Source organism: Janthinobacterium algoris (assembly GCF_051380935.1).
GTDB lineage: Bacteria > Pseudomonadota > Gammaproteobacteria > Burkholderiales > Burkholderiaceae_D > Janthinobacterium.
Window position 1 is genome coordinate 44,659 of record NZ_JBNYXZ010000018.1, and the last position, 25,544, is coordinate 70,202.

General features: G+C 61.9%; 26 protein-coding genes. 6 read left to right on the top strand and 20 right to left on the bottom strand.

The window, feature by feature from the left end:
* Window positions 1-159 precede the first annotated feature (159 nt).
* Window positions 160-1,884, bottom strand: coding sequence for a class I poly(R)-hydroxyalkanoic acid synthase (gene phaC, locus ACQ4W7_RS22980; RefSeq protein ID WP_426073759.1), 1,725 nt, complete (start codon window positions 1,882-1,884; stop codon window positions 160-162).
* Window positions 1,885-2,122: 238 nt separating this feature from the next.
* Here phaC and ACQ4W7_RS22985 point away from each other — a divergent pair, with 238 nt between their 5' ends.
* A complete protein-coding gene (locus ACQ4W7_RS22985; RefSeq protein WP_436523000.1) occupies window positions 2,123-2,356 on the top strand; it encodes a hypothetical protein in 234 nt (77 codons plus the stop codon).
* A gap of 16 nt (window positions 2,357-2,372) precedes the next feature.
* On the opposite strand, the gene pgeF is transcribed toward ACQ4W7_RS22985, so the two are convergent.
* Together pgeF and ACQ4W7_RS22995 are read right to left on the bottom strand one after the other, a co-directional pair.
* Complete coding sequence (pgeF, locus tag ACQ4W7_RS22990) at window positions 2,373-3,158, bottom strand: peptidoglycan editing factor PgeF (protein ID WP_436533504.1); 786 nt, start codon at window positions 3,156-3,158, stop codon at window positions 2,373-2,375.
* Window positions 3,158-4,183, bottom strand: coding sequence for an RluA family pseudouridine synthase (locus tag ACQ4W7_RS22995; protein WP_101481730.1), 1,026 nt, complete (start codon window positions 4,181-4,183; stop codon window positions 3,158-3,160). Before ACQ4W7_RS22995 ends, pgeF begins: the two co-directional genes overlap by 1 nt.
* Window positions 4,184-4,272: 89 nt before the next feature.
* Here ACQ4W7_RS22995 and ACQ4W7_RS23000 point away from each other — a divergent pair, with 89 nt between their 5' ends.
* Window positions 4,273-5,076 carry an outer membrane protein assembly factor BamD gene (locus ACQ4W7_RS23000; RefSeq protein ID WP_071076763.1) on the top strand — a complete coding sequence of 268 codons (804 nt, stop codon included), beginning with the start codon at window positions 4,273-4,275 and terminating at the stop codon, window positions 5,074-5,076.
* Window positions 5,077-5,113: 37 nt separating this feature from the next.
* On the opposite strand, the gene yaaA is transcribed toward ACQ4W7_RS23000, so the two are convergent.
* Window positions 5,114-5,884: a peroxide stress protein YaaA gene (yaaA, locus tag ACQ4W7_RS23005; RefSeq protein ID WP_436533506.1), complete on the bottom strand. Its 771-nt coding sequence runs from the start codon at window positions 5,882-5,884 to the stop codon at window positions 5,114-5,116.
* A 30-nt stretch (window positions 5,885-5,914) separates the two neighbouring features.
* On the opposite strand from yaaA, the gene ACQ4W7_RS23010 reads away from it, so the two are divergent.
* From ACQ4W7_RS23010 to ACQ4W7_RS23020, 3 genes are all read left to right on the top strand, one after another.
* Complete coding sequence (locus ACQ4W7_RS23010) at window positions 5,915-6,349, top strand: putative toxin-antitoxin system toxin component, PIN family (RefSeq protein ID WP_436533508.1); 435 nt, start codon at window positions 5,915-5,917, stop codon at window positions 6,347-6,349.
* 83 nt (window positions 6,350-6,432) lie between these two features.
* Window positions 6,433-7,611, top strand: a complete 1,179-nt coding sequence (locus ACQ4W7_RS23015) for a pyridoxal phosphate-dependent aminotransferase (protein WP_436533510.1) — start codon at window positions 6,433-6,435, stop codon at window positions 7,609-7,611.
* Window positions 7,612-7,658: 47 nt separating this feature from the next.
* Entirely contained in the window at window positions 7,659-8,762 is a 1,104-nt protein-coding gene (locus tag ACQ4W7_RS23020; RefSeq protein WP_436533512.1) for an HD-GYP domain-containing protein, read from the top strand.
* A gap of 7 nt (window positions 8,763-8,769) precedes the next feature.
* Here the strand turns inward: ACQ4W7_RS23020 and ACQ4W7_RS23025 are convergent, their stop codons facing one another.
* A complete protein-coding gene (locus ACQ4W7_RS23025; RefSeq protein WP_436533514.1) occupies window positions 8,770-9,585 on the bottom strand; it encodes a DUF2625 family protein in 816 nt (271 codons plus the stop codon).
* Window positions 9,586-9,752: 167 nt separating this feature from the next.
* Here ACQ4W7_RS23025 and ACQ4W7_RS23030 point away from each other — a divergent pair, with 167 nt between their 5' ends.
* On the top strand, window positions 9,753-9,995 hold the full coding sequence (locus ACQ4W7_RS23030) for a hypothetical protein (RefSeq protein WP_436533516.1): 243 nt from the start codon (window positions 9,753-9,755) through the stop codon (window positions 9,993-9,995).
* A gap of 136 nt (window positions 9,996-10,131) precedes the next feature.
* Here the strand turns inward: ACQ4W7_RS23030 and ACQ4W7_RS23035 are convergent, their stop codons facing one another.
* The 15 genes from ACQ4W7_RS23035 to ACQ4W7_RS23105 all read right to left on the bottom strand — a co-directional run bounded on the left by ACQ4W7_RS23035 (window position 10,132) and on the right by ACQ4W7_RS23105 (window position 25,517).
* The gene (locus ACQ4W7_RS23035) at window positions 10,132-11,034 is read right to left on the bottom strand and encodes an alpha/beta hydrolase (protein WP_436533518.1); all 903 of its coding nucleotides are present in this window, start codon (window positions 11,032-11,034) and stop codon (window positions 10,132-10,134) included.
* Between the two features lie 165 nt (window positions 11,035-11,199).
* Window positions 11,200-11,847: a hypothetical protein gene (locus ACQ4W7_RS23040; protein ID WP_426073771.1), complete on the bottom strand. Its 648-nt coding sequence runs from the start codon at window positions 11,845-11,847 to the stop codon at window positions 11,200-11,202.
* An 81-nt stretch (window positions 11,848-11,928) separates the two neighbouring features.
* Window positions 11,929-12,996: a tetratricopeptide repeat protein gene (locus ACQ4W7_RS23045; protein WP_436533520.1), complete on the bottom strand. Its 1,068-nt coding sequence runs from the start codon at window positions 12,994-12,996 to the stop codon at window positions 11,929-11,931.
* A gap of 17 nt (window positions 12,997-13,013) precedes the next feature.
* Complete coding sequence (locus tag ACQ4W7_RS23050; RefSeq protein WP_426073774.1) at window positions 13,014-13,916, bottom strand: ExeA family protein; 903 nt, start codon at window positions 13,914-13,916, stop codon at window positions 13,014-13,016.
* On the bottom strand, window positions 13,917-15,704 hold the full coding sequence (gene mshL / locus ACQ4W7_RS23055) for a pilus (MSHA type) biogenesis protein MshL (RefSeq protein ID WP_426073839.1): 1,788 nt from the start codon (window positions 15,702-15,704) through the stop codon (window positions 13,917-13,919).
* Window positions 15,705-15,717: 13 nt separating this feature from the next.
* Window positions 15,718-16,116 (bottom strand): MSHA biogenesis protein MshK, encoded by a 399-nt coding sequence (locus ACQ4W7_RS23060; RefSeq protein WP_436533522.1) that lies wholly within the window; start codon window positions 16,114-16,116, stop codon window positions 15,718-15,720.
* The gene (locus ACQ4W7_RS23065) at window positions 16,101-16,814 is read right to left on the bottom strand and encodes a type II secretion system protein M (protein WP_436533524.1); all 714 of its coding nucleotides are present in this window, start codon (window positions 16,812-16,814) and stop codon (window positions 16,101-16,103) included. The genes ACQ4W7_RS23060 and ACQ4W7_RS23065 overlap by 16 nt, the downstream gene beginning before the upstream one ends.
* Window positions 16,811-17,506 (bottom strand): MSHA biogenesis protein MshA, encoded by a 696-nt coding sequence (locus tag ACQ4W7_RS23070; RefSeq protein WP_436533526.1) that lies wholly within the window; start codon window positions 17,504-17,506, stop codon window positions 16,811-16,813. Before ACQ4W7_RS23070 ends, ACQ4W7_RS23065 begins: the two co-directional genes overlap by 4 nt.
* A complete protein-coding gene (locus ACQ4W7_RS23075; protein ID WP_436533528.1) occupies window positions 17,503-18,447 on the bottom strand; it encodes an agglutinin biogenesis protein MshI in 945 nt (314 codons plus the stop codon). Before ACQ4W7_RS23075 ends, ACQ4W7_RS23070 begins: the two co-directional genes overlap by 4 nt.
* A gap of 163 nt (window positions 18,448-18,610) precedes the next feature.
* Window positions 18,611-22,330 (bottom strand): LamG-like jellyroll fold domain-containing protein, encoded by a 3,720-nt coding sequence (locus ACQ4W7_RS23080; protein ID WP_436533530.1) that lies wholly within the window; start codon window positions 22,328-22,330, stop codon window positions 18,611-18,613.
* A gap of 23 nt (window positions 22,331-22,353) precedes the next feature.
* Window positions 22,354-22,803, bottom strand: a complete 450-nt coding sequence (locus ACQ4W7_RS23085) for an agglutinin biogenesis protein MshP (protein ID WP_436533532.1) — start codon at window positions 22,801-22,803, stop codon at window positions 22,354-22,356.
* Complete coding sequence (locus ACQ4W7_RS23090; RefSeq protein WP_436533534.1) at window positions 22,800-23,693, bottom strand: PulJ/GspJ family protein; 894 nt, start codon at window positions 23,691-23,693, stop codon at window positions 22,800-22,802. The genes ACQ4W7_RS23085 and ACQ4W7_RS23090 overlap by 4 nt, the downstream gene beginning before the upstream one ends.
* Window positions 23,690-24,325 carry a prepilin-type N-terminal cleavage/methylation domain-containing protein gene (locus ACQ4W7_RS23095; RefSeq protein WP_436533536.1) on the bottom strand — a complete coding sequence of 212 codons (636 nt, stop codon included), beginning with the start codon at window positions 24,323-24,325 and terminating at the stop codon, window positions 23,690-23,692. Before ACQ4W7_RS23095 ends, ACQ4W7_RS23090 begins: the two co-directional genes overlap by 4 nt.
* Window positions 24,318-24,902 (bottom strand): pilus assembly FimT family protein, encoded by a 585-nt coding sequence (locus ACQ4W7_RS23100; protein WP_426073784.1) that lies wholly within the window; start codon window positions 24,900-24,902, stop codon window positions 24,318-24,320. The genes ACQ4W7_RS23095 and ACQ4W7_RS23100 overlap by 8 nt, the downstream gene beginning before the upstream one ends.
* A gap of 120 nt (window positions 24,903-25,022) precedes the next feature.
* On the bottom strand, window positions 25,023-25,517 hold the full coding sequence (locus ACQ4W7_RS23105) for a prepilin-type N-terminal cleavage/methylation domain-containing protein (RefSeq protein ID WP_436533538.1): 495 nt from the start codon (window positions 25,515-25,517) through the stop codon (window positions 25,023-25,025).
* Between the last annotated feature and the right edge of the window lie 27 nt (window positions 25,518-25,544).

A 25,544-nucleotide genomic window follows, 5' to 3' on the forward strand; every position in this document is an offset into this window, starting at 1 on the left:
CCGCTTTCGCACCTGCCTACCTTTTCCATTATAGAGTGGAAAACGGTTCCATTGCACATCAGGGTAGTAGATTCCCGCATTTATTGCAACGCAACTAAAAGTAGATTCCTGACAAGACCGGAGATTACGCCAATCTTGCCTGGCAAAACGCTTTATGACTTAATCCGCCCTGACTTTAACATACCGCCCCGGCGCCGCCTCGATTGGTGCGTGCCGTTTGTTGCCCGGTTTGCCTGGTGCCTTCACCTGCGCGCCGCCGTGTTCGGCCAGGAAGGCCGCCCATTCGGGCCACCAGCTACCCACGTGCTCGGTGGCGCCTTCCATCCATTGCTCGGCAGTCAAGGGCTTGGCTTTCGCCGTGCGTACGCCTTTGCCTGCGTCGTTGCTCCAGTAACTGCGCTTTTTCTTCGAGGCCGGGTTGATCACGCCGGCGATATGGCCCGAAGCACCGAGGACAAAACGGTTGGCTTTCGGTTTTTTCGGGTTCAGCAAGGCCGTGCTGGCGTAAGCGGCGCCCCAGGGCACGATATGGTCTTCACGCGAACCGTAGATAAAAGCGGGCGCGTCAATGCTGCTGAGGTCGACCTTTTCACCGGCCACCATCAGCTTGCCCGGCACTTTCAGGCTATTTTCCAGGTAGGTATTGCGCAGATACCAGCAGAACATGGGGCCTGGCAAGCCCGTGCCGTCGCCATTCCAGTACAGCATGTCGAACGCGGGCGGTTCCTTGCCTTTCAGGTAATTCGACTGCACGTAGTTCCACACCAGGTCATTCGGCCGCAGGCTGGAGAACGTGCTGCCCAGGTCGCGGCCCGACATCAGGCCGCCCTTGGCCAAACTCTGCTCGCGCAACGCCACTTGCGGCTCGTCAATGAAGACGTCGAGCGCGCCCGCGTCGCAGAAATCGAGGAAGGTGGTCAAGAGGGTCAGGCTGGCGGCCGGATTCTCGCCCCGCGCCTTGAGCACGGCCAGCGCCGTCGAGACGATGGTGCCGCCCACGCAAAAGCCGAACATATTGAGCTTTTCCTGGCCGGAAATGTCCTGCGTCACCCGGATGGCTTCGATCACGCCTTGCTCAACGTAATCGTCCCACGTCAGGTGCTGCATGCTCAGGTCCGGATTGCGCCAGGACATCAGGAATACGGTACTGCCCTGCTCTACCGCATAACGCACGAGCGAATTTTCCGGCTGCAAGTCAAGGATATAGAATTTATTGATGCACGGCGGTACCATCAGCAGGGGCCGCTGGTGCACCGTGGCCGTCGTCGGCGTGTACTGGATCAGCTGGAACAAGGCGTTTTCAAACACCACCGTGCCCGGCGTGGTGGCCACGTTGCGGCCCACTTCGAAGGCCGATTCATCGGACTGCGAGATGCGGCCCTTTCCCATATCGGCCAGCATGTTGCTCAGCCCCTTGGCCAGGCTTTCGCCCTTGGTTTCGATCAGGGTTTGCTGGGCGTCGGGGTTGGTGGCGAGAAAGTTGGCGGGCGACATGGCGTCGACGATTTGCTGCACGGCGAATGCAATCTTTTGCTTCTGGTGCGGCGTCGCCTCCACGGCATCGGCCATGGCGCTGAGAAACTCCGCGTTCAGCAAATAGGCCGCCGCATTGAAAGCCGACAGGGGGCTGGCGTGCCAGGCGGGCGCGGCAAAGCGCCGGTCTTTCAGCTGCGGCGCCTTGCCGGCCATAAAGTCGGCCCACAAGCCCGTCAGCTTGGCCACATAGGCATCTTTCAGTTGCTCGATCACGTCCGGCTTGATGCTGGCGCCCGCATCCTGCAAAATGCCGGCAATCGGATTGCCTTGGGGCTGCGGTACCATGTTGAACCACGTCTTCCACTGCTCAGGATTGCTGATCTGCGCCATCCATTCCTTGGTCATCATTTGAGGATCGGGCATGTTCATAGATATATGTAAGTCCATTCAAGATTGAGGGACGCCGAACAAAACCTACTGCGCGTCGGTATAGGCGGCCTGCGATGCTCACCGTACCAGAATACGGTTGCGCTTCTTAGCCACCTCTCCCTTCCGCTCGCTACGGTTTTGTTAGGCGCCGAAACGTAGTCGAAAAATAAATACTTTTGGATCACTTCATGCAAACTCTTACTGACTGCCAATACTCATGATGCTCATGACCGCTGTTGCCTGGATCTATGTCGTCGGCCTCATGGCGCTGACGGAACCGTCCATCGTTGCCGGGGTGATGACCTTCGTGCTGTACTGCGTCATCCCGCTATCCATCCTATTCTATCTGACGGGCTCGCGGCGACGCAAACGCAAGGCGGCGCGCATCGCTGAGATGCAGACGCGCGCGCTTGCCTCGGCAGACGATAAAACAAAAACGGCAGACACATAAGTGTCTGCCGTGCAGATTATTTGCGCCAGATCAAGCTGGCCTGTCTTCCCGTGACGCCATCGCGCCGGTACGAGTAAAACTGCGACGCATCGCTGACGGTGCAATATTCTCCACCCGCCACTTGCGTCACGCCATCGCGCAGCAGCATGGTGCGCGCCAGGGCATAGATGTCGGCCAGGTACTTGCCTGGCTTGCCATCGATGGCGGCGAACGCAGCGCTCAGCACTTGCCGCTCGGCAGCGTCGCGCGCGCCGCCGCGAAACGCTTGCAGCACGTCCTGTCCCACTTCGAATTGCTGCGGGCCAATGGCCGGCCCCAGCCATGCGAGGATCTCCGTCGCGCCCTGCGCCCGCATGTTTTCCAGCGTGCGCTGCAAGACGCCGTTGGCCAGGCCGCGCCAGCCCGCGTGGGCCGCACCGACGACCAGGCCGTCCGTCGAGCTGAACAGCACCGGCAGGCAATCGGCCGTCATCACCACGCACACGGCGCCAAGCCGCGTTGCCATGCTGGCGTCGGCATCGGGCACGCAACCGTGCAAGCTGGCCGCGTCCATCACGGCCACGCCATGCACCTGCGACAGCCAGGCGGGCTCGGATGGCAAGATAGCCGCCAGCCGCGCGCGGTTGGCCGCCACGTGCGCGGGCTCGTCGCCCACGTGCGTGCCCAGGTTCAAGCCGCCGCCGCCCTGCCCATCACCATATGGTTCCTGGCTGACGCCGCCCGCGCGCACGGTCGCCAGCGCGCCCACGTTCTCGGGCAGGCCTGGCCAATGGGGAATAATACAAGGCAACGGTGACGTCATCAAACCTGTTCCGGCTCGGGAATGCCGGCTGTGGCGATCAGTTCAGCGAAATCATCGGCCAGCGGTACGATCCATTCGCACGCTTCCAGGGTGCCCGGATGCACGAGGCCCAGTCGACGCGCCTGCAATGCCTGGCGCGAGAAGACGGACACCAGGTGCTGCTTGCCGTACACGGAGTCACCGACCAGCGCAAACCCCAGGTGCTGCATGTGCACGCGAATCTGGTGCGTGCGGCCTGTTTCCAGGCGGCATTGCATCAGGCTGACGGGACGGCGGTCGAGTTCGCCGCTGCCGATCAACTCATAATGCGTGATGGCCGGTTTGGCCGTAAAATTTTCCGAGACGGCCATCTTGACCCGGTCGCGCGGGTGGCGCGCGATGGAGGCGTCGATGGTGCCCGCCATTTTCGGCGTGCCCCACACCAGCGCAAAATATTCGCGCTTGACGGTGCGCGCCTGCAACTGGCGCACCAGATCCGTTTGCGAAGCCAGGGTCTTGCCGACCACCATCAGGCCGCTGGTATCCTTGTCCAGGCGGTGCACGATGCCGGCGCGCGGCACGCCAGCCAGTTGCGGACAGTGGTGCAGCAAGCCGTTGAGCAGTGTGCCCGACCAGTTGCCGGGGCCAGGATGCACGACCAGTCCGGCCGGTTTGTTGATCACGATGATATGCTCATCTTCGTGCACGATGTTCAATTCCATCGCTTCCGGCTTAAAAGCCTCGTCTTCCGGCGCGCTTTGCGGCAGAATGACGATCTTCTCGTCGCCATAGGCGGTCATGTTGCGTTTGGCAACTTTTCCATCGACGGTCACGAAACCGGCTTCCAGCCACAATTGCAAGCGGCTGCGCGAGTACTGCGGCACCAGCTTGGAAATGACTTTATCGAGGCGGTGGCCGCAGGCGTCCGGCGTCAGTTCCAATGTAATCGGGGCCATGATCTCGAAGGCGTCGTCGGCGGCAAAATCGCCGTCAAACGCATCTTCGGCGCCATGGTCAGAAAGGGAGTCAAACGCGGAGTCAGCCAAATTAGGCTTCGGAGTTAATATCACAGCATTCCCATCGGCTATAATCAGCCTATTGTAAAATCTTGGTTAAAACCTTCTTGCAAAACGTCATGCAAAAAAAATTATCGTTGGTAGTCGCTTCAGTCGTTCTGCTCGGCATGTCCGCTTGCAGCTTGTTGCCTGAAAAAGTGGATGAGACCAAAAACTGGTCCGTTACGAAATTATACTCGGAGGCGCGTGAAGAAATGGCCGGGCAGCACTATGAAGCTGCAATCGGCCTGTTCCAGAAGCTGGAGGCTAACTATCCTTTCGGCAACTATGCCCTGCAAGCGCAGATGGAGATCGCTTACGCGTATTATAAGGCGGGAGACCAGGCGCAGGCACTGGCTGCCGTTGAACGCTTCATCAAGTTGCATCCGAACCACGCCAATGTCGACTATATGTACTACTTGCGTGGCCTGATCAGCTTTAATGACCAGATCAGCTTCCTGAACTTCCTGTACGAGCAAGACCCGACCGAGCGCGACCCGAAAGCCACGCGCGAAGCGTTTGCGGCCTTCAAGCAACTCGTCGACAAGTTCCCAAATAGCAAATATGCGCCCGATTCGCTGGCCCGCATGAACTATTTGATCGATGCCATGGCGAAATACGAAGTGCACGTGGCGCGTTATTACTACCGCCGCGGCGCCTACCTGGCTGCCGCCAACCGCGCGCAAACGACGGTGAGCGACTTTGCCGCTTCGCCAGCCATCGAAGAAGCGCTGTTCATCATGTACCGCTCGTATGACAAACTGGGCTTGACCGACTTGCGCGACGACACTTTGCGCGTGCTGACCAAAAACTACCCGAACACGGCATTCCTCAGCCCGGAAGGGGTGAACAAGGAACGCAAGTGGTGGAAATTCTGGCAGTAAGCTGCAATAAAAAACCGGGCTAGCCCGGTTTTTTTACTTAATCACCCACGCGGCGCCGGAATACCCAGCTCTTGTCATTCGACGCTTCCGGCACGAAACCGTAGCCATCGACGTCGAACTGTTTCAGCTGTTCAGGGTCGCGGATGGCGTTGACGGCAGCATAGCGGGCCAGCATGCCGCGCGCGCGCTTGGCATAGAACGAAATGATTTTATACTTGCCGTTCTTCCAGTCCTCGAACACGGGCGCGATGACGGGCACATCCAGCTGACGCGGCTTGACGGATTTGAAATATTCTTCGGAAGCAAGATTAACCAGCACTTTCGCGCCCTGCTCTTGCGCGGTACGGTTCAGGCCATTGGTAATGGTGTCGCCCCAGAACGCGTACAAATCCTTGCCACGCGTGGTCGACAAACGCGTGCCCATTTCCAGGCGGTGCGGGTGGATCAGGTCCAGCGGGCGCAGCAAGCCGTACAGGCCCGACAGGATGCGCACGCGCGACTGGGCATAGTCGAGCTGGGCCGGCTGCAGGCTGCGCGCCTCGAAACCGGCATACACGTCGCCATTGAAAGCCATGATGGCCTGGCGCGCTTCCGCCAGCTTGGGCGTCCAGGAGGCGTAACGGGCCACGTTCAGGGCCGACAAGGCGTCGGAAATGCCCATCAGGCTACCCACTTCGGCAGGCGAAAACTGGCGCATGCGTTCGATCAGCTGGGCGGAATGGTCGAGAAAATCGGGGGTGCTGTGCAACGTGGTTGTTGGCGGCGTCTCCAGGTCGAGACTCTTGGCGGGCGAAAGCACGATCAACATAAATTATCACTACAGAATAGAATTGCCGACATGATACCTGCTCCACAAAAACTCGTCCTCGACACCAACGTTTGCCTCGACCTGTTCGTCTTCAACGACCCGCGCTGGGCGCGCCTGCTGGCGGCCATGGAAAGCGGCGCCGTGCACGCCATCACACGCGAAGATTGCCGCGCGGAATATCTGGTCGTCTTGCATTACAAGCATCTGCCGCTCGATGAAGCCAGCCGTCTGCTTGCCGCCGCCCGATTCGACGCCCACATCAGCGTCGTGGCGCCACCCGTGTCCGGCGTGCGCCTGCCCGTCTGCACGGACAAGGATGACCAGAAATTCCTCGAACTGGCGCGCGACGCCAACGCCGACATCCTCATCACCAAGGACAAGGCCCTGCTGAAACTGGCCCGCAAGACGGCCAAGGCCGGCATGTTCAAGATCATGCTGCCGGAAGGCTGGGCTTTGCCAGGCTGAGCTGCCAAAGCCCCGCACGCAACGGGGCGCGCTGCGCTAGAATGGGGAACGATTCCACTTTCCGCACCGCGACCCTACCGTTCATGAACAGCCCGTCCCTGCCGCATCTGACTCCCACCCTGACCACCCGCCTGCCTCTAGTGGGCACCACCGTGTTTACCCGCATGTCCAGCCTGGCGGCCCAGCATGGCGCCGTCAATCTGGGCCAGGGCTTTCCCGACTTCGATTGCGCGCCGCAACTGATCGATCTGGTCAGCGACGCCATGCGCGCCGGCCACAACCAGTATCCGATGATGACGGGCGCCGCGCCCCTACGCGCGGCCATTGCCGCGAAGATCGCCAGCCTGTACGGCCACGCCTACGATGCCGGCACGGAAATCACCGTCACGGCGGGCGCCACGCAGGCCCTCACGACTGCGATCCTGTGCTGCGTGCATCCGGGCGACGAAGTCATCGTCATCGAACCGGCTTACGACAGCTATCTGCCGGCCATCTCGCTGGCCGGCGGCGTGCCCGTGCTGGTGGCCATGCAAGTGGGAGAATCGGGCTACAGCGTGCCGTGGGACAAGCTGGCCGCTGCCGTCAGCAGCAAGACGCGCTTGATCATTATCAATACACCGCATAATCCGACGGGCACCATTTTGCGCCCTGCCGACGTGGCGGCCCTGGCCGACATCGTGCGCGGCACGCAAGTATTGATCTTGTCCGATGAAGTCTACGAACACATGGTGTACGACGGCGTGCGCCATGAGTCGCTCGCCCGCCACCCGGAACTGGCGGCGCGCAGCTTCATCGTTTCCAGCTTCGGCAAGACGTATCACGTGACGGGCTGGAAAGTGGGCTATGTGGCGGCGCCAGCGGCCCTGACGGCGGAATTTCGCAAGGTGCACCAGTACAACGTGTTTACCGTCAACACGCCGATGCAGCACGGCCTGGCCGGCTACATGGCGGACCCGCAGCCCTACCTGGATTTGCCCGCGTTTTACCAGCACAAGCGCGACCTGTTCCGCGACGGCCTGGCGGGCAGCCGCTTTACCCTGCTGCCGGCCGACGGCACGTATTTTCAGTGCGTGCGCTACGATGCCATTTCACAAGAGACCGAAGCGCAATTCGCCGAATGGCTGACGGCCGAGATCAAGGTGGCCGCCATTCCCGTTTCCGCGTTTTACGCGCAGGGCAAGGAGTCGGGCATCGTGCGCTTCTGCTTTGCCAAGCAGGACGAGACCTTGCGCCTGGCGCTGGAGCGTCTGCGCAGCATTTAACCGAGCACTGAGCATGGCTTCGCCACGGTGGAGCAAAGGATGACAGCATGGTACAGCGTCGCATCGGCCCGGCCGACCTGGTTCCCGGCGAACCCCTGCCCTGGGATTTGTTTTTGGCTGACCATAGTGCCGGCCCGCAACTACGCAAGGGGCAAATCATCACGGATGGCGCGCAACTGGGCCGCTTGCTGCAGCTGGGCCTGTACGTGGGCACGCCCGAGCAGCCATCCGTGCTGCGCCTGCTGAACCAGGCGGCGCAGCGCCTGGAACGGCTGCTGCTGGACTTGCGCAGCGAAAGCAATGCCGAGCGCGACGTGCGCGACATCGCCCGCGAACTGCTGCGCGCGCTCGGGCACGATGCCGACATCGCCCTGGCCAGCATCCTGCTCAATCAAATCGCCGGCAGCTACGCCGTGCGCCATTGCATCGAAACGGCACTGCTGGCCATGCTGGTGGGGCGCAGCATGCACAAGTCCCACGATGAATTGCTGTTGATCGGCGCGGCCGCGCTGACCATGAACGTTGGCATGCTGCGCCACCACGACAGCTTCCAGGACCGGCGCGGCCCCCTGAATGACGAAGAAATGCGCATCGTGCGCCAGCATCCGCAGGAGAGCACGGAACTGCTGCGCTGTGCCGGCGTCGACGACGAGGAATGGCTCAGTTGCGTGCTCTTGCACCATGAAAACGACGACGGCAGCGGCTACCCGCAGGGCCGCACGGCCGATGAAATCCTGCAAAACGCCAAGCTGATCGGTCTGGCCGACCGCTATTGCGCCCGTGTCTCGGCGCGCAACTACCGCCGTTCCATCGTGCCCGACCAGGCCCTGCAGCACATTTTCCTCGACCAGGGCGTGCCCATCGACCCGCTGCTGGGAGAACAGTTCGTCAAGCTGCTGGGCAAGTATCCACCCGGCACCCTGGTACGCCTGCGCAGCGGCGAACTGGGGGTGGTGACGCAACGGGGCGCCAGCCACGTGCATCCGCTCAGCGACCCGCTGGGCGCACCGCTGGCCGCCGCCGAGCTGGCGCAGCTCGCCCCGCGCGACACGGCGGACAGCCGCTTTGCCATCGTTTCGTCGCTGCATGAAGACGATGCCGGCGTGCATTTCAGCATGCGGCATGTGTGGGGCGATGAGGCGCGCTTGTAGACAGGCCTCAGCCCGCGCTCACAGGAGCACCCAGCAACGTCTGTTTCAGATCAAGGTTGAGCGCCCACTGCTCTGCCACCGGAATGGCGCGCCGCGAACTGGTCTTGAGTGACCCCTCTTGCGTCCACAGGAATGGATAAAAATTCAGGCATAGCTCGCCGGGCAAGGGCGATTCGTCAAAGCCATCGGCATCGCCAGGCTGCCGGCCATAAAACTGCCGCAACTGGCTTGTAAAGGCCCATTCGACAAACGTCGTGAAGCCGATCTCCAGCGCTTCCCACTCCAATGTCTCGGGGGCAAGGTAATACATATTGCCCTGGTCAGCCCCGAGTGCGCCGCCATTGATGGCAAAAAAACCGCCAAGCACATCATCGGCCACCAACAGAAAACCCTCGGCCTTTCCTTCGTTCCACGTAGCAATGTTCCTGCCCAGCTTGCCATGGCCAGACCCCAGTATTCGGAGCCAGCCGTCATCCACCAGGATGCCCCCGGTTTCATAGGCTATCGCGCCGAGGGGAGAACGCGTGGTGACCTGCAGGCTCAGCAACACATCCTCCCTGGCGGCCGAGGGAGGCAGCAATTCCACCGGTATCTCGGCCTCGCTGGCCCATTGCCTGATCAGCGGAAACGCTGGGTCTTCCCTATCCAATAATTCATTCAATGTACGCATATCATCTGGCCTTATCGATGACCGCTTCCGGCGGTCGGTGAGTTCATGACGAAGCTGGCACCGTCTGGCGGGCATCGCAAGGCATTCCAGCGGCTCGCCCATGGCGCGATCCAGTATCAATGACGAAAACTGAACGCTTGGCAAATTTTTCACATACCCGCTCCTGTACGCCTACACGCCTGCCACTCGCCACGGAGAGCAGGTTTGATGGCGCCGTCCGACATCCCGCGCATGCCCCTGAATCGACCATTCATCCTGCGTCTGGCGCCATGCGTCGGCCCGCGCTCGCCCTTCCGCGCGGGCGCACATACCATGCCGATATGACCACTCCACTCCAGTTCAAGTCCGGCCAATTCTATGGCGACGTGCATCACGGCGCGCGCGGCAGCATTTTTGATATCCGCCGCCTGAAGGCCACGCGTGGCGAGGACGAAGTCGAAACGCATCGGCATGACGATGCCCACTTCGTCTTTGTCCTGTCCGGCACGTATATTTCCAGCGCCCTGCGCGCCCAATGGGCGCACGGTGCAAAGCTAGGGAATGGCGGGTTCGGGCGGCAATAAAGTGCTCGTCCGCCGAAACTCGATGCGGTGATCGTCATCATCACGACCAACTTCCAGGTGCGCGATGCCCACGCGCTCAGCGAAAAATTGCTGACCAAGCTGATCATGCCGGCATTGATGCGCCCCTGAGCGCCATTCATTTTGCGGACGTCAAATACGCCCGCAAACCATGCGTCAGGACAAAAGGAAACACGCTCGCATGATCTTCGTCGTCGAACACGCGCAAGCGCGTCTTCAAGCCGGGGAACTTGCGCGATTTCAACTTCCCGTCGAACTCGCGCAAATCGGCCAGCATGTCGGCGTCTTCCTCTGAACGCGAACGTTTCTTTCCTGGTGCCAGCTTTTCCAGGCCGCCGATGCCGAAGAAGACCGATGCGGACAAGTCCTTGTGGCTGCCGGCATACGCCTGCTCGCGGTCGAACATGACGCCGGCGTCGTACCACAGCGACGGACTGCCGAGGATGTAATGCTCGAAGGTACGCGGTTCGCTCAGCAAAAATTGCAGGCCCAGCAGGCTGCCATAGGAATGGCCAATAAAAACCTTGCGCTGCATGTTCACGCGATAATGTTGCGCAATCAAGGGAAACACCTCGCCCGAAACAAACTGGCCATACGCCTTCGCTTCGCCAAATGCCGGTTGCCGCCCCGGCATGTCCGAGCGGTACTCATGCTTGCGCGGCGTGGTGGGCGTGTAATCGCGGCGGCGGCTGTACACCCCGCCATCGCCGTTGGCGTACGACAAGCCGACCACCACCACTTCTTCCATCCCGGCATGCTTGTTCAGGCGCTGCGCGATATTGCGCACGATGGCGAACGAATAATTGGCGTCCACGACAAACAGCACCGGATAGCGCTTGCTGCCTTGCCGATAGGAGTCGGGCAAGGCCACATATACCTGGTAGTCGCGGTTCAAGGCTTGCGCATGGATGTCGCGCACTTCCGTATTGTCAAGAACGTAGCTGGCAGGCGCGCTGGCGGGTGCGGCCAGCGCGCTGTTGCACAGCCAGCAGAAAGCAATGAGCTGGCCAAGAGGTTTCAAACGGGCTTCCTTTCTTGTCACAGTGAGCATGCGACAGCCACATGCATGTCGCAGGGAATGTCAAAGGCGAAATCGGCAACGATACCGTCAAAACTCGCCCGGCATGAACAGGGCGTGCGATAACGAAACAAACACCTGCGCGTTCATCTCGCACGGCGTTTCCTGTCATGCCTGTTCACGAGCAAGGTCTGCCACATGCAGGGGATGAAACGCGATGAGGTCGCCGTATCTGGCTGCCGGATGCTGCGGAGCATTCTCGATGGTGCCGCTGTACCAGCCTTCCTCTTCATCGATGCCGGTCACTTGTACCCACATTCTTTCGCACTGGCCATCCGCGCGCGCGCCATCTTCGGCGGCGAAGCGAAAAACCAGTTTCACGTACGTGCCGATGGCCAGTTGCTCGCGCACTTCCGCGGGCGGAGGCTGGATATCTGTCAAATACCGGGCAAGCCAGATGGCGTCTTCCAGGTAATAACCATGCTCAGCAAACGAGGGAAACGGATTGTCCTTGAAACGCTCCCAGTTTCCTGCGCCTGCATTCCATTGTGCGCTCCAGCCATAGGGCAAGTCATGCAGGCGCGCCAGCAAATCATCGCTGCCTATCATGTATGCCAGACTGACGATTTTGACGGAGCTCGATACCGTTGCGCCTGGCGCGCCGTGAAATTGCCAATCCCCTTCGTAATCATGGGACACATGCACGACGGAGGCACCGTTCAATACCTCGGTGGTCGTGAAGCAGGCAGTATTGGGGGCATCGGGAAATTTCCAGGCAGTGGTCATCTTGTTTGCGGGATCTTCCGCTTCAGTCATGTGGTACAAGTCCATCCCCCACGGCCTGCGATGTGGCTTGCTGCGGGGGTGAAAGTGGGGGGGGGGGGGCTCGGCCAGCGCTTATTTGGCGCTCGCCGCCGTCAACTGCACCAGCTTGCGCTCGACAAACGCCTGCAATTGTGGCGACAGGGTTTGCAAGCCCTTGGCCCGCTCGAATGCCTGGCGCGCCTGGGCCAGGTGGTTGTCGGCTTGCAAAGCTATCCCCAGGCCCATCCACCAGACGCTGTTGTCGGGCGCCGTCTGCAGCGCCAGCTGGTAGTGCTCGGCCGCTTCGCGGTAGCGCTGTTCGCGCTGCAGCACGCCGGCCAGGAAGGCGCGGTAGTCGCCATTATCGGTAGCATGCGGCAAGCTGCGCATGAGGGTGTCGAGAGCCGCCGCGCCTCCGTTGGGCTTATCCAGCTGCAAACGGGCCAGCATCATCGCTTGCGCCGGCTGTTTCGGGTCCAGCGCCAAGCTCAGCTGCAACTGGCGCGCCGCCTCGTCAGGATGCTGCGCTTCGAGCAACAGGCGCACCAGGGTTTCACGCGCACCCTGGTGGCGCGGGTCCATCTGCAGGGTCTGCTGCAAGGCCAGCATGGCGTCGGAGACGCGGCCATCCTGCAACTGGGCCAGCGCGCGCCGGTACTCGTTCTCCACGCGCTGCTGTGCAGTGACTTGTTTTCCATCAATGATGCGCTCGCTGGTGGCGGGTGCGGTCGTCTTCACCACCGGCGCAGCGGCAGGCTTGGCGGGTTTTTCCGTGATGCGCCGCAATTCGGCGGACCTCGCCCTTGTCGGCGCGGGGGCGGCCTCCTCGGCCTGAAACACGGGCTCGGGTTTCGCCGCCACGACAGGCGCCACCGGGGCGGCTACCACCGGCGCGGGCACAACGGCGACAGGCGCGGATACAGGCGCAGGTACCGGCGTGGTGGCAACGCTGACCAGCACGGGCGGCACCGGCGGGCGCTTCAGGTAGACCCAGCCCAGGGCGATGGCGGCCGCCGTCAGGCCGGCCGCGCCGCCGAAGACCAGCGCGCGCGAAACGCCCCGCTCGCGTTCGGGCACGGAGCGGATGCCGGCCGCGTCGCCGCGTCCATCGGGGGTACCGCGCGCATCGAGGTCTTGCAACATCTTGTTAATCAGGCTCATCTACAGGCTCATCTTCGTCATCGGTTCAATAAAGTCCAGCTCACGGTGCAGGCGGCGGCCAGCATGCCGGCGCCGGCCAGCCACGGCCACGGCCGTCGCCAATAGCGCGGCTTGCTGGCCAGGGTATCGTTGGCAGCCAGCGCCACGTGGCGCCCGCTGACCTGCTGCCGGCCTTCGCCGTACGCCACCATCAGCGCCTTGTGCGCCATGATGTTGATCAGGCGCGGGATGCCGCCGGAAGCCTTGTACAGCTTGCTTACGCCGCCACGGCTGAACAGGCGCGCGCCATCGAAACCGGCCACGCGCAGGCGGTGTGCCACATAAAAATCCACGTCGTCGCGCGACAAAGGTCCCAGGTGATAGTGAAAGGTGATGCGCTGCGCAAGCTGGCGGATTTCCGGCAGGGCAAGCTTCACGTCCAGCTCGGGCTGGCCGAACAGCACAATTTGCAACAGCTTGCGCTTTTCCGTTTCCAGGTTCGTCAGCAGGCGCAGGGCTTCCAGGCTGTCGACCGGCATCGCCTGCGCTTCATCCAGGCACAGCAGCACGCGCTTGCCCTGCGCCGCCAAGTTGAGCAAGCGCAAGTTGAGCGACTTGAGTAGCTGATGCTGGTCAGCATCTTTCTCCAGCAACACATCGAGGTCATCGGCCAGCGCCAGGATCAGCGAACGGGGCGGCAGGTTCGGATTCGGAATGTAGGCCGTGACGAATTCCGGCCCCAGCGACTGCATGAACTTGCGGCAAAGAAAAGTCTTGCCAGTGCCCACTTCGCCAGTGATCTTGATGAAGCCCTCGCCATTGCGCGCCGCCACCAGCAAGGTGTTGAGCGCCTTTTGCGACTGCGGGCCGTTAAAGAAGAAACTGGTATCGGGCGTGAGGCCGAACGGCGCCTCGCGCAAGCCGAAATGGGCCTGGTACATTTAGCGCCGCTCCGACGGACGGCGCGGGTCGAGCGCCTCGATGCGCTTGCCCGAATCGAGCAAGTCCTCGTTCCAGCTATTGGCGCCCTCGACGATGGTCGGCTTGATCAGCACCACCAGTTCGCGCTTCTGTATCACTTGCCCCGTGTTGCGGAACAAGGCGCCCAGTACGGGAATATCGCCCGCGCCCGGCACTTGCGAGCGGTCCGAGGTGGTGGCCTGGCGCATCAGGCCGCCGATGGCGACGATACGTCCATCCTGGCTGCGCACCATGCTGTCCATTTCCGAGGTGCTGGAAGCGGCCAGCGGCAATTTCAGCGAACCGGCACTGCCCAGGTCGATTTCCTTGCTGATGGTGGTGACCTGGCTGACGGACGGATGCACATGCAAGATGATATTGCCCTGGTCATCGATCTGCGGCGTCACGTCGAGCACCACACCGGAAAAGAATGGCTGCAAGGTGACGTTCGGGCTGGAGGTGGTGCCGCCCGTGGTGCCGGTCGACGTCACGGTGGTGCTCACGCCGGTGACAAAGAATTCGTCCGTGCCTATCTTCAGCACGGCCTTCTGGTTGTTCATGGTAGCGATGCGCGGACTCGACAGCACGTGCACGGCGCCTTGCGATTCCAGGAAGGTAATCATGGCGGCAAAGTTGGCGGTCTGGAAGGCCAGGCCGAACATCGAGCCGGCCGCCGTGGCCGCCGAGCTCAAGCCAAAACCGCTGCTGGCCGTCAGGCCGCTGCCATTCGTCATATTCGGCGGCTGGCCGCCATTGAACGGCAGCGGCGCCAGCGTGCCGCCCGGCTGGATGAAGCCCGTCGAGATGCGGTTCGTGTGGCCGCTCTTGATGGAGGCAAACGAGGCCCAGTTAATGCCGGTCTGAAAATTATCGTTCAGTTCCACTTCGAGAATCTTGGCTTCCAGGATCACCTGGCGGTCCACCGACAGCTGCGTCGCCTTCAGGTACAGGTCGACGGCGCGCAATTCCTCGGGCATGCCGCGCACCACGACGACGCCGGACTGCGGGCTGATCACCACCTTGCGACCATCGCCCGTGCCACCGATGATGGCGCCCAGCGATTCTTTCAATTCTGCCCAGAAATTGCTGTCCGACGTAGTGCTCAGGTTGGAACTATCCTGCTGTACCTGGCTGCCGGGCTGGCCTGGCTGTTGCGGCTGGTTCTGCTGCGACTGCTGGCCGCTGGATCCCCCGCTCTGGCCGCTGTTGCTGACGCCCGCAGACGATACCGACGTCGAGGACACGCGCAAATTCGACGTGCCCTTGCGGCTGCCCGTCAGGTAATTGACCTGGAACATGCGGGTTTGCATGGTGAGGGGCCGAATCGCAATGCGCGTGCCATCAACCTTGTAATCATAGCCATACATCTCGCGCACGGCGTCGAGCGCCTCGAACAGGGTCACATCTTTCAGGTTGGCGGAAATGCTGCCCTGCACATCCGGATGCACGAGCATGTTGTAGCGCGTGCCGTTGACGAGCGAGTGAAAGAACTGGCGTGCCGGAACGTTGTTGAACGCGACATTGAAACGCTCGTCCAGCACGCCGCGCGCCTTGGGCAACTGCGCGGCCAGCGCGGACGCCGGCGGCAACAGCGCGTTTTCCACCGCCGCCGACTGCGCCGCCGGGCCGGTGGTGGCCACTGCGCCGGCCACCTGCTCCTTGATCGCATTGTAGGTGTCGCGCTTCACAGGCGCGACGTTGCAGGCGCACAAACCCGCAGCAAGTCCCAGGACGCTTGCCCGCTTGCTTATTTCAAGTATCTTCCGCATTCCCGCCTTGTATTTATTGGGTGACATGAACCTGTTTCCTTCGTACATGCATTGCATCATTCGCATCGACCGTCTTCGGATACAAACGCAGCGTTTCCACGATCTTGCCGCGCCGCAGGGCCACGCTCGCCTCGTCTATGCTGACGACGATTGCGCCGCCCACTTTGTCGCCCGCGCGCACGCTGCGGCCATCGATCACGGCCACGCGCCGCCCGCCAGGCCGATTGGAAATCAACACCGATTGCAGCTGCGGCCCCGCCGCGCGGGTGGACACCGCACTGCCCTCGGCAGGCGCCGCATCGGGCGGCCTGGTCGGATCGATCAGACCTTGTCCAAAGGCCCATGGCGCCAAGGCCAGCAGCACAGTCCCAACGGCGGCGTAGCGCCTGGCGCGCATCACAGCGCGATCCATTTCTCGTCCAGACTGAGCGTGTACAACGTCAGGTTCAGCGTGGCGCTGGGATACTGCTCGACCTTCATGTTGACCTTGCCCCAAAACACATGGGCCGGCATCGCCTCAAGGGCGTCCATATAATTCACCATATCCAGATAATTTCCACGCAATACGACTTCCACACCATGGCGGTATAGCAGAGCTGGCGCCTTCACCGGTGCAGGCTCCGCTGGCGCCGCAGCGGCGGACGCAGGCGCAGGCGTCGCGGCAACCGGAGCATGACCGCCCTGCCCCATGACGCCGGACGGCAAGGTGAGCAGCGACACCAGTTGCAAGCGGGCTTGCTGCTTCAGCAGTTGCTGCAACATCGGCACGACGCGCTCCGGCGCCACCAGGCCATTTTGCGTGGACTGCAAGGCATGCCGCATCTGCTGGGTTTCTTGCTTGATGCGTTCCAGCCGGATCCGGTCTTGCTGATCCGGATCGCCGGCATGCGCCGCCATCTTTTGCGCCACTTCGCCATCGATGATGGTGGCGGCCTGCTGTTGCTGGACAATAGTGTCGGCCAGCGCCTTGCGCCGGGCCATCTGAGGGGAGATAAACAGATAAAAAACGATAAAAATCAGCAGCGCGGCACCGGCGCCTAAAATCATGGCACGCTCGCGCACGCTGAGCGCATCGATTTTCAGGGCAATTTTTTGCCATTGTTGTTTCATTCTTTCACCGCCCCTGCCGCGCCGACGACAGGCGCCGCCGACGATTGCAAACTGAATTCGATAAATCGCAGCGATGGCGCAGCCACGGCCGCAGCCGTCGCTCCAGAAGGCGCCACCGGCGCCGCCAGCATGGGGGCAGGAATTTGCGCCGCGGCCATATCCAGGCGCGCAAACGATTTTCCTTGCAGCACAGACTCCCTGGACAGGGCGCGAATATACTGCGGCACCAGATCCGGCTGCACGGTGCGCCCTTGCAGGCCGATCTCCTTGCCGGCGCCGACGATACTCGCCCCCGTCAGCCACAATCCATTTACCCTGGCATGCGCAAAGGCACGGAAATAATCGGCATAACCCTGCGTATTGCCCAGCTCGCCACCTTGCAAGATAGTCTGGGCCTCGAACAAGGCGGCGCGATCGGCTTCAGCCTGGCCCAACGCGCGCGCGATGAGGGGATCCTTCTGCGGCGTGGGGAAACGCGTAAGCACATCCGCCCGCCGCGCCTCGCGCGCGGCTAGCATGACCTTGCTGTCGGCCGCCGCGCGTTCCAGCACGGACACCTGGTGCGCGCCGTACCAGACCAGGGCACCACTGAGCAGCAAGATCAGCCCCAGTGCATGTGCCATGCCCGCCGCCGTCAATACCTGCTTCTGCTTTTCAAAGGCGGAGTTGAACAGATTGATTTGCTGGCTCACGCTAGTGCCCCCTCTTGCCGCAGGGCCGCGCCCAGGGACAGGAAAAAGCGCGCCTGGTTGGCGGCAGATTGCAAGTCGGGCACGCGGGAAAAATCGAACAGCAGCGCCAGGTCCAGCATTTCCACAGGCATGTAGAGATTGTCCGCCAGGTAGCCATGCAAGCCCTCGCTGCCGGTCGGCGCCAGCACCAGCTTGGAGATGCTAATAAAATGAAATTGACGGTCAAAATGGTCAAACGAACGCTGCAATTCCAAGGTAATTCTATCGTAGTACTGCTGCCGCTGGGCATCGTCAACGCTGGCCAGCTGGGCCAGCGTGACGTCGATGCGGCGCGCCAGATACAGTTCGCCGTCAAACGTCACCGTCAGCAAGCCGCCCTCGCCGTCAAAAGACAAGATGGCCAGACCGCGTCCTTCCGGTTCCATCAGCGCTGCCACATTGCGCTGCGCCATTTCCGGTATGTCAACCACAGCCAGCGCTATCTTGCACTCGGTGTAGAGTGCCTGGCGCTGGGCCAAAGGGGCGTTGCGCGCGGCGACGGCGAACAGGGACTGAGCGCGTCCGGCCGCATTTTTATCGGCGGGGATGCCGACCACGTCGATGGTGGCCTCGGCCAGCGGGAAATCCAGCATATCCTTCAAGCGCCAGCCAACGGCGGTTTTCAGTTCTTCAGGCGGCACATTCGGCGCATCGAGTGTCAGCAACTGATACTCGCCAGCGCCGAGCAGGGTGCTGCAACGGTAAAACTGGGCCTGCATATCCTTGTTCAGCTTTTCCAGGGTGGCGGCCGGCACGAGTTTGCGGCCGGCATAAAACGTCGCCGCCCGCACCAGAGGCCGCTCGCCCGCGCGCCGCAAAACGACGGCGGCGCACATGCCTTCTTCAGAAAACGATGTCGCCAGCCAGCCATCCTGTTTTTTTGCTTTTACGAATAAACCCATGCGACCGATCCCGAGAATAGAAGTGCTTCGGCAACTTGCCGCGCGAATGATGCATTCAATCAATTTTAATTCATCGCATGAGAAAACAGTCTAAAAAATGAAATATTGATAATAAATTTTCAAGAAAACACCACGAATGTCACACGACTCCAAAAACCATCGCTCAAAACACCTCACGGATAAACAGCAGCGGCTCGCTCTTGAACACGCCGATGGTTTCACGCGCCTGTCCCGGCAGGTAGGGAATCAGCGAGCGCAGCATCAACGAGCCCTTTTGCGTCACCGGCGCGGCCGGCTTGGCCAACAGCAAGCTGCCATCGCCCTGCTGCAGCAAGCCGCTGTCGAGCGGTAGCGCGGTAGCGGCGGGCATCTGGGCCTCCGTCAGATTGACATAATTGGTCAACTGGAAATTCTTGCGCAGCAAGGCCGTGCAGATATCCGACGCATTGCTGACGAACACCGTGCCGTTCCAATATTGCGCGGCCAGCGGCACCAGCAGCGCGCGCCGTTCCGAACCATATATATTGGCGACCTGCATGCGGCCGTGGCGCAACTTGGTATTGCCGAGCGCCACGCTGGCCGCAGGGGTAACGGCCAGTCCATTGACGCTGGAAATGAGCGCCCCGTCGGCGTCGCTGATGGCCACCATCAGCGAAAAATTGTCGTACGGCCCATCCTGGCCGCTGGACAGCCGGTTAAAACTATAGAGCACCGCTACGCCCGTCGCAGTGGGCGGGATAGCCTGCTGCAAGCCGGGAGATGCCAGGGTCAGCATGCCGGCACCGGCGACGCCGGCCTGCACCGTATAAATCGTATTGTCGCCGCTAAACTTGATCAATTCGCCCGCCGACAGGCCGCCACTGCCGGCCAATGTCACTTGCGTGCTGCCCACCGCGTAGCCGGCACTGTCGGTGGCGTAAGAACGGCCGCTGCGGCCCTGGCTCCAGGCAAAGGCCGGAAAGGCGGGCGACAGGCGGCTCGCGGCCAGCGCCGTGTTGCCATCGCGGACACCCACGGCCACGCCGGCCAAGGCGGGATAGGCACTGCCATAACGCCCTAGGATCTGATTGCCCTTGCTCAAGGCCGTCGCGCCCAGCACGACGCCCAGTTCGCGCTGGCTCATATAGGTAAAGTCGCCGCAGGCGGCCGTCAGAGCGCCCGTGAGCGCGTAGTGGTCGGGGAAAAAGCGGCCGAAGACAGGTGCCGGGCTTTGCGTCTGGTTGGCGATATTGCAGCCAAACTTGCCATTCACGGCCGTATTGCTGCTGCTGCCGATCACGCAGTCGCCAGGCTGGTCGACGCTGGTGTAGGAATTGTCGAGCACTGCTTCCGGCAATATGCGGAAGGTGCCCACATCGCTGTACGTCACGCCGCTGCTGCTGGCCTGGCCGCTGGCCAGCACCGCCGGTCCAAGCGGAAACGGACTGGCGTTGGAGCTTGAACTCAGACGGTCGCTATAGTCGCTGGCGCTGACGAAGCCGACGATTTTTTGTCCCGCGGCGGAATTGTCGACCAGCGGCGTGCCGTTATAGCCGGCGACGGCCGCCGCGCCCAGCGTGAACTGGGCGCCCGCCGCCAGGCTGGGCGTGCCGCTCAGGGTGCTGTTGCTCATGTTCGAGCTGAGCGTAAATTGCTGTGGCCGCACGGCGAAACTGTCGGTCGAGCAACCCACATTGGCGCTGCCGCACACGGCCGCGGTGCAAGTCACGCGCACGCGCACGTCGCGGTAGGCGCCGTACCTGGGCGCCACGGCGCTGATGGCGGTGGCCGGGACGCTGACATTCGCGCTCGAATAGCCGCCTGTGAACGCCACCAGGCCCAGCGGAATCACCGCCGTCTGGGTGAGCGGGCAGTTATTCGCCCCCAGCGCCACGCCGGTGGCGGTATTGACCAGCAAATCCAGCGTGGCCGCGCCGTTGAAGCTCGTTTCCAGGCCGCCGTCCGTCTTCAGCTTCACCAGGTCCAGCTTGAAGGCCGTGTCGGCCAATTTGGTATTTAGGCGGGCATAGCTGATGCTGTTGGTACTGGGCGTGCAGCGGGGCGACGTCGCTTCACAGGCATTGAAGCGGGCCACCGCGCAGGCCTTGATCACCAGCGACTGGTCTTCCTGCTCCGTGAACTGGCCATCCGTCACGTTCACGCTGACGGTAGCCGCCGTGCCGCTGCTCAGGCCGAACACGGCCTGGTATTCGCCGTTGAACAGATAGGTCGCCACGCCATCGTTCAGGGCGCCATTATTGAGCACGCCATAGCCGGCGATCAAGGCCCAGTCGCCTATGCCGTTCGATGTGCTCAGCTGAATTTGCGTGGTGTTGTTGGGCATCACGATATTGTTATGGTTGACGTCATGCGCCGTGACCGTGAGCGTACTTTGCTGGCAAGTCAGGCCCGTGCCCGCATTCGTCACCGCATAGTGGTTCAGGCAGCCGGCCTGGCTCAAGTTCTGGTCGCGCTGCACCAGCGCCAAACCGCCTTCATAATTGTAGGCGCGCAATTCATCGATGGCCCCGTCAGTGGAATTGCCGCTGCCATTGAGCCCCGTCGCCCCACTGCGGTTATCGCCGATATACAAGCTGCCGATGCGCGGCGACACGACCGCCGCCGTGGTAAACGCCGACTCCTTTTGCAGCACGCCATCGACGTAGATGCGCAGGCGGTCGCTATTGGCCGCTGCCAGCGCATTGAAGCTCCAGCTGACCGAAATATGCTTCCAGGTACCGGCAGGCACGCTATTGGCAGCCGTTTCCACCACGCGCTGATTGCCCAGGCTATCCGTGACGACGAAGCGCAGGGCGCCCGTGCTGCGCCGCACGAGAAAAAACCATTCATTATTCATTTGCGTGGCGTCGAGCAGTTGCGCATCGCGCGCGCCGCTGCCGGACCAGGCCGTGTTGGCCTTGTACCAGAATGTGATGGTGCCGGCACCGCCCATGGTGCCGGGCACCGACAGGCCACTGTCGATCGCATTGATGGCGGTGGTGCTGGTGTTGAGGGGAAAGCTGGCGGCACGGCAGACGCGGCCGGCGGCGATCGTCTGTGCGCTGCCCAGCACCGTGCCATCGCGCCCGTTGCCGCTGGTGTCGGTTACTTGGTCGGGCGTATCGTTCCAGCTGGGCTGCTCCATGCGGTACTCGATCACGGGGCGGGGAATGTAAAACTTGATCGCCGAATTCGTGACGGGGAAACCTGTTTGCGGCGTGTCGTAATCGTTGCTGTCCGCTTGCCAGCCTATCTGCCCCAGCTTGCCGGACGGCCCCGCCACGGCGGCGCCATACTGATAAACGAACTCACCGTTTTCCTGCAAGATCAATTGCAGCGTATAGGAACCCGTGGGATTGGCCCCCGTGGTCCATTCCGGTACCTTGTTCCAGGTCACCACGAAGCTGCGATACGGCGCGGTGCCGATGGTGGCGTAGCTGATGTAGCAAGTGAGACGGCTGGCGCAGGCCGTGTTGTAGCTGGGCAGTTCCAGTTTCGACGTGGGATCGAGGTCGTTGCCATAGATACGCATGGTGTAATTCAAGCTGCTGTCCGGATAGGGCAGCGTCTGCACCGGACTGCCATAACCGCAAGTGACATTGTTATTGAATTGCACCCGGCCGTTGGTCATCACGCGCAAAGTGGTGAAGGCCACGCCCGAATACATGAAGCTGAAGCCGATGGGCAAGGCATCGCTGAGCGTGTCGTCGAGGATGGGCGGCGTGGTGCCGCAGCCCGTAGAGCCGTTGAATCGGTAGGGCGAGGTGTTATAGCCGAGCTTGGCATGATTGCTGGCGTCGATCCAGCTGTAGGCAAAACTGGTATTGGCGTAGGTTGCCGCCTGGACCGGCGCGCAACAGAACATGGCCAGAGCGGCTATCCATAACGCGATAATTGCCTGCATGTTGCTCCTTTAGTTAGCCTTGCTTAAAACTCCGCCTGCACGACGCGCTGGACGTAATCGGGATTATTGGTGGCGTTGGCGGTGGCGCAAACGCCACCCACAGGCTGATTACAGGCGGTGGCAATCACCTGAAAACGGGGCAATGCGCCCGCCGCCGGCGTGCAGCGGACGGTGACGCTAAAGCCGCTCAGCGCGCCATTCGCGGGCAAGACAAAATCGCGGCTGACGACACAACTGCCGTTGACGCGCTGCCGGTACACGCCCCACTCCATGCCGGCGCGGGCCGCCTGATAGGCGCGCGCGCCCTGCACGTCGAGCGCCGACTCGGCATGCTGCATGGTAGAGACGGAAAGCAACGCCACGCCCAGCGCGGACAGCACCACCAGCAGAAAAATGGCGGTGACGATGCTGAAGCCGCGCGCCGGGCGGCATGGCCGGCACCGGCGAGGTATGGGGTGGTGGGATATCGTCATGGCGAATTATTGACCTGTGCCTGTTGCACCAGCGTGAGCTGGCCAGCGTTGCCGCCGGGCGCGCCCAGCGTCAGGCTGACGCTGACCAGGCCGCGCTGCACGTTGGCCAGGGTATCGAAGGAAAAGGCGCAACGGGCCACCTGATTGGCCATCAGCGCCGCGGACGGCGCGCCGGCCAGCGCCGCTGTGCTCACCGGCTGGGCCACCTGGATCGCATAGCCGGCATAGCGCGTCAGCGTGCCCGAGCCGTTCGCATTCGGCGCGCAATGATAGGTCACTACCGTACTGACCACTTGAAAACGATAGCTGGGGGAAGGCATGGATGGTGTTTGCGCGACAAAGGGGTTCTTGGCCAGCGTGACATCGTTGCCGCTGATGGAAGCGACCTGGGCGCGGTTGCATGGGCCGCTGCAATTGTAGGCATTCACGGGAGGCTGACCGCCCAGGTTATTAACGACAATAAAGTCGCCGGGAACGATGGCTTGCAAGCCGGATGGCGCGGCGCCCACGATGGTGAAGCTGTTCGGTTTGCTTACCGGCGTGCTGGGATCAAAGGCCAGCACATTGCCCGGCGTTAAGTTGAGGTCATCGTCTTCCGACAGATAGCGTCCGCCCGTCTTGGTCAGCAGCAACTCCAGATAGCTGCCGCTCTCGTTGTTCGTCACGCGCACGCTGTTGGGCAAGGCCAGGCGCACGTCGCGCGTGATGCGCCGCGATGCCGTATCGGCCGCGTCGGCCAGTTCGGCGCGAGCGGTCACATCCAGGTAGCTTTGCACGGGGGCACGGATAAACACCGTCACCATGCCGGCAACGATGGCCGTGATCACCATCACCACGATCAGTTCGATCAAGGTGAAACCGCGCTGCCGGGGGAATGGAAAAGTCATCATGGGACGGCATCCCCCGCATAGCGCGTGCGGTAGCCGGCCAGCACGAGCTGTTGATTCGCGCCGTAAGTCACGGTAACCGTGATGCGCAAGACATTCATGTTGACGGGCGCGGCGACGGAAGGCAGCCTGGCGTCGGCTGGCCCCAGTCCCGCGTCCGGTTCAATGGTCACGCTCACCACATAGCCGGCAGGAAAAGCGGTTCCGGCCGCGTCATCGGCATACACGACGGGAGCATTGAAGGCCCGCACATAGTCGCTGACATTGTAATAAGGCCGGCCCGTGGCCGGCACCGTCGCGCTGACATTTTGCGGCGTACTGCAACCGTAGGGGTTGGTGGCGCTGTCGAACGGCGCGGCATTCTTCGCTGTCTCGGCCGCCGGATCGGCGACCGGATCACAAAACGTAAACCGTGCCCCTTCGATCTCATCGAGCATGGCTTCGGCGATCGCCAGCGCCTGCTTGCGTAATTGCGGATCGGCGCTGCTGGCCGTGGTGCGGGCGAAAATTTGCAGCAGGCCAACTACGGCGATGCTGACCACCACGATGAAGATGACCAGCTCGATCAAGGTCACGCCCCGCTGCCCCGTCATGCGCGCCGGCAAGCGTGCCGCCTCGGCGCCGGACCTAGTCATGGACATAGCCGGTCTCCCCTTCGACCACGATGTTGCGCGTCATGCCGCCGCTCATGCCGATGCCGATGCTGACGCGCGCAGGAAAGCTGGAGACGGGTTCGGTGTCAGTGGACTTGTAAGGACGGCCCAGGGCATTGAAGTAAAAGGCGGCCGCTTCCAGCGGCACGCTGTAGCTGATCTTGTTGGGCGCACCCTCACACAGCCACGCTGTGGCATTCGCACAGGCGGCCAGGGTGGCCTTGCGGCCGCTGTTGCTGCCGGCCGGCGGCAAGACGCGGTTGGCCACCTCGCAGGCGGCGCTAAAACACAGGGCGATGCTGCTGTTGTTGAGCCGGACGAACACGGGCCGGTTTTGCGCGATCGCCAGTTTTTGCGCATAGCGCAGCATGCTCACGTTTTGATCGGCAAAGCTGCGCGCGTCAAAGCTGTCTGGCTGGAAAAAGCGCGGCATGGCGACGGCCGCCAGCAAGCCGCCCACCACCAGCACGGCGATCAGCTCGACCAGGGTGAAGCCGCGCTGCCGGCGCCCACGGCTGGCTGGTCCGGCAAACATCAAACCTGCTGGAAACAGCATCATGTACGCCTGTGGCAATGAGCGGCATGCCGGTTGACACATGCCAGGAAGAATAAAAAACGCCTGGTAAACCAGGCGGATTGCATGCGGCGCGGATGGCCGCCGCATGCGGGGATTACGTCATTAGCAACTTGGAGATGCAGTGGCAGGTGTGGTGCCCACTATCGGCGCGGCATTGACTGCGGCGGCGGCTGTATAGGTAAACGAGCAGGTAGCATGGGCGGCGTCAGCGGCGATCGTTAACGGTCCCGTGCCCGTCACAGTAAAATCCGGTGCCGCGATGCCGGCCGCCGCGAGGATGCCGGTGGCGTTAGCACTAGGATAGCCGTTCGTCAGAGTAACGGCAAGGCCTTCCATTGTCACCGAAGGGGCTGCTGCGATCGCACCATCGACCAGCCATTGCGCATGGGCCAAGGCAGCGCCTGCCTGCACCGAGGCGCGGGCACCGTTGATTTTCGCCAGGCGGGCGTCAGCCGACAAATTGATAAAACGTGGAATCGCGGTAGCCGCCAGTATGCCCAGGATGACGATGACGACGATTAACTCGATCAGCGTAAAGCCCGCTTGGGCACTTTGTTGAAAACGACGAATCGACTGCTTATTATTGCTGAGCTTCATGCTGATCTCCAAAAAATCAAAAAAACA

Coding starts and splice junctions, on each gene's coding strand:
- ACQ4W7_RS23100 (WP_426073784.1), bottom strand. CDS start 24,902: ATGATGCTGTTTCCAGCAGGTTTGATGTTTGCCGGACCAGCCAGCCGT.
- ACQ4W7_RS23060 (WP_436533522.1), bottom strand. CDS start 16,116: ATGGATCGCGCTGTGATGCGCGCCAGGCGCTACGCCGCCGTTGGGACT.
- ACQ4W7_RS23095 (WP_436533536.1), bottom strand. CDS start 24,325: ATGACTAGGTCCGGCGCCGAGGCGGCACGCTTGCCGGCGCGCATGACG.
- ACQ4W7_RS23080 (WP_436533530.1), bottom strand. CDS start 22,330: ATGCAGGCAATTATCGCGTTATGGATAGCCGCTCTGGCCATGTTCTGT.
- ACQ4W7_RS23040 (WP_426073771.1), bottom strand. CDS start 11,847: ATGACTGAAGCGGAAGATCCCGCAAACAAGATGACCACTGCCTGGAAA.
- pgeF (WP_436533504.1), bottom strand. CDS start 3,158: ATGACGTCACCGTTGCCTTGTATTATTCCCCATTGGCCAGGCCTGCCC.
- ACQ4W7_RS23065 (WP_436533524.1), bottom strand. CDS start 16,814: ATGAAACAACAATGGCAAAAAATTGCCCTGAAAATCGATGCGCTCAGC.
- ACQ4W7_RS23085 (WP_436533532.1), bottom strand. CDS start 22,803: ATGACGATATCCCACCACCCCATACCTCGCCGGTGCCGGCCATGCCGC.
- phaC (WP_426073759.1), bottom strand. CDS start 1,884: ATGATGACCAAGGAATGGATGGCGCAGATCAGCAATCCTGAGCAGTGG.
- ACQ4W7_RS23090 (WP_436533534.1), bottom strand. CDS start 23,693: ATGATGACTTTTCCATTCCCCCGGCAGCGCGGTTTCACCTTGATCGAA.
- ACQ4W7_RS23105 (WP_436533538.1), bottom strand. CDS start 25,517: ATGAAGCTCAGCAATAATAAGCAGTCGATTCGTCGTTTTCAACAAAGT.
- ACQ4W7_RS23015 (WP_436533510.1), top strand. CDS start 6,433: ATGAACAGCCCGTCCCTGCCGCATCTGACTCCCACCCTGACCACCCGC.
- ACQ4W7_RS23030 (WP_436533516.1), top strand. CDS start 9,753: ATGACCACTCCACTCCAGTTCAAGTCCGGCCAATTCTATGGCGACGTG.
- ACQ4W7_RS23075 (WP_436533528.1), bottom strand. CDS start 18,447: ATGGGTTTATTCGTAAAAGCAAAAAAACAGGATGGCTGGCTGGCGACA.
- ACQ4W7_RS22985 (WP_436523000.1), top strand. CDS start 2,123: ATGATGCTCATGACCGCTGTTGCCTGGATCTATGTCGTCGGCCTCATG.
- ACQ4W7_RS23000 (WP_071076763.1), top strand. CDS start 4,273: ATGCAAAAAAAATTATCGTTGGTAGTCGCTTCAGTCGTTCTGCTCGGC.
- mshL (WP_426073839.1), bottom strand. CDS start 15,704: ATGCGGAAGATACTTGAAATAAGCAAGCGGGCAAGCGTCCTGGGACTT.
- ACQ4W7_RS23050 (WP_426073774.1), bottom strand. CDS start 13,916: ATGTACCAGGCCCATTTCGGCTTGCGCGAGGCGCCGTTCGGCCTCACG.
- ACQ4W7_RS23020 (WP_436533512.1), top strand. CDS start 7,659: ATGGTACAGCGTCGCATCGGCCCGGCCGACCTGGTTCCCGGCGAACCC.
- yaaA (WP_436533506.1), bottom strand. CDS start 5,884: ATGTTGATCGTGCTTTCGCCCGCCAAGAGTCTCGACCTGGAGACGCCG.
- ACQ4W7_RS23045 (WP_436533520.1), bottom strand. CDS start 12,996: ATGAGCCTGATTAACAAGATGTTGCAAGACCTCGATGCGCGCGGTACC.
- ACQ4W7_RS23010 (WP_436533508.1), top strand. CDS start 5,915: ATGATACCTGCTCCACAAAAACTCGTCCTCGACACCAACGTTTGCCTC.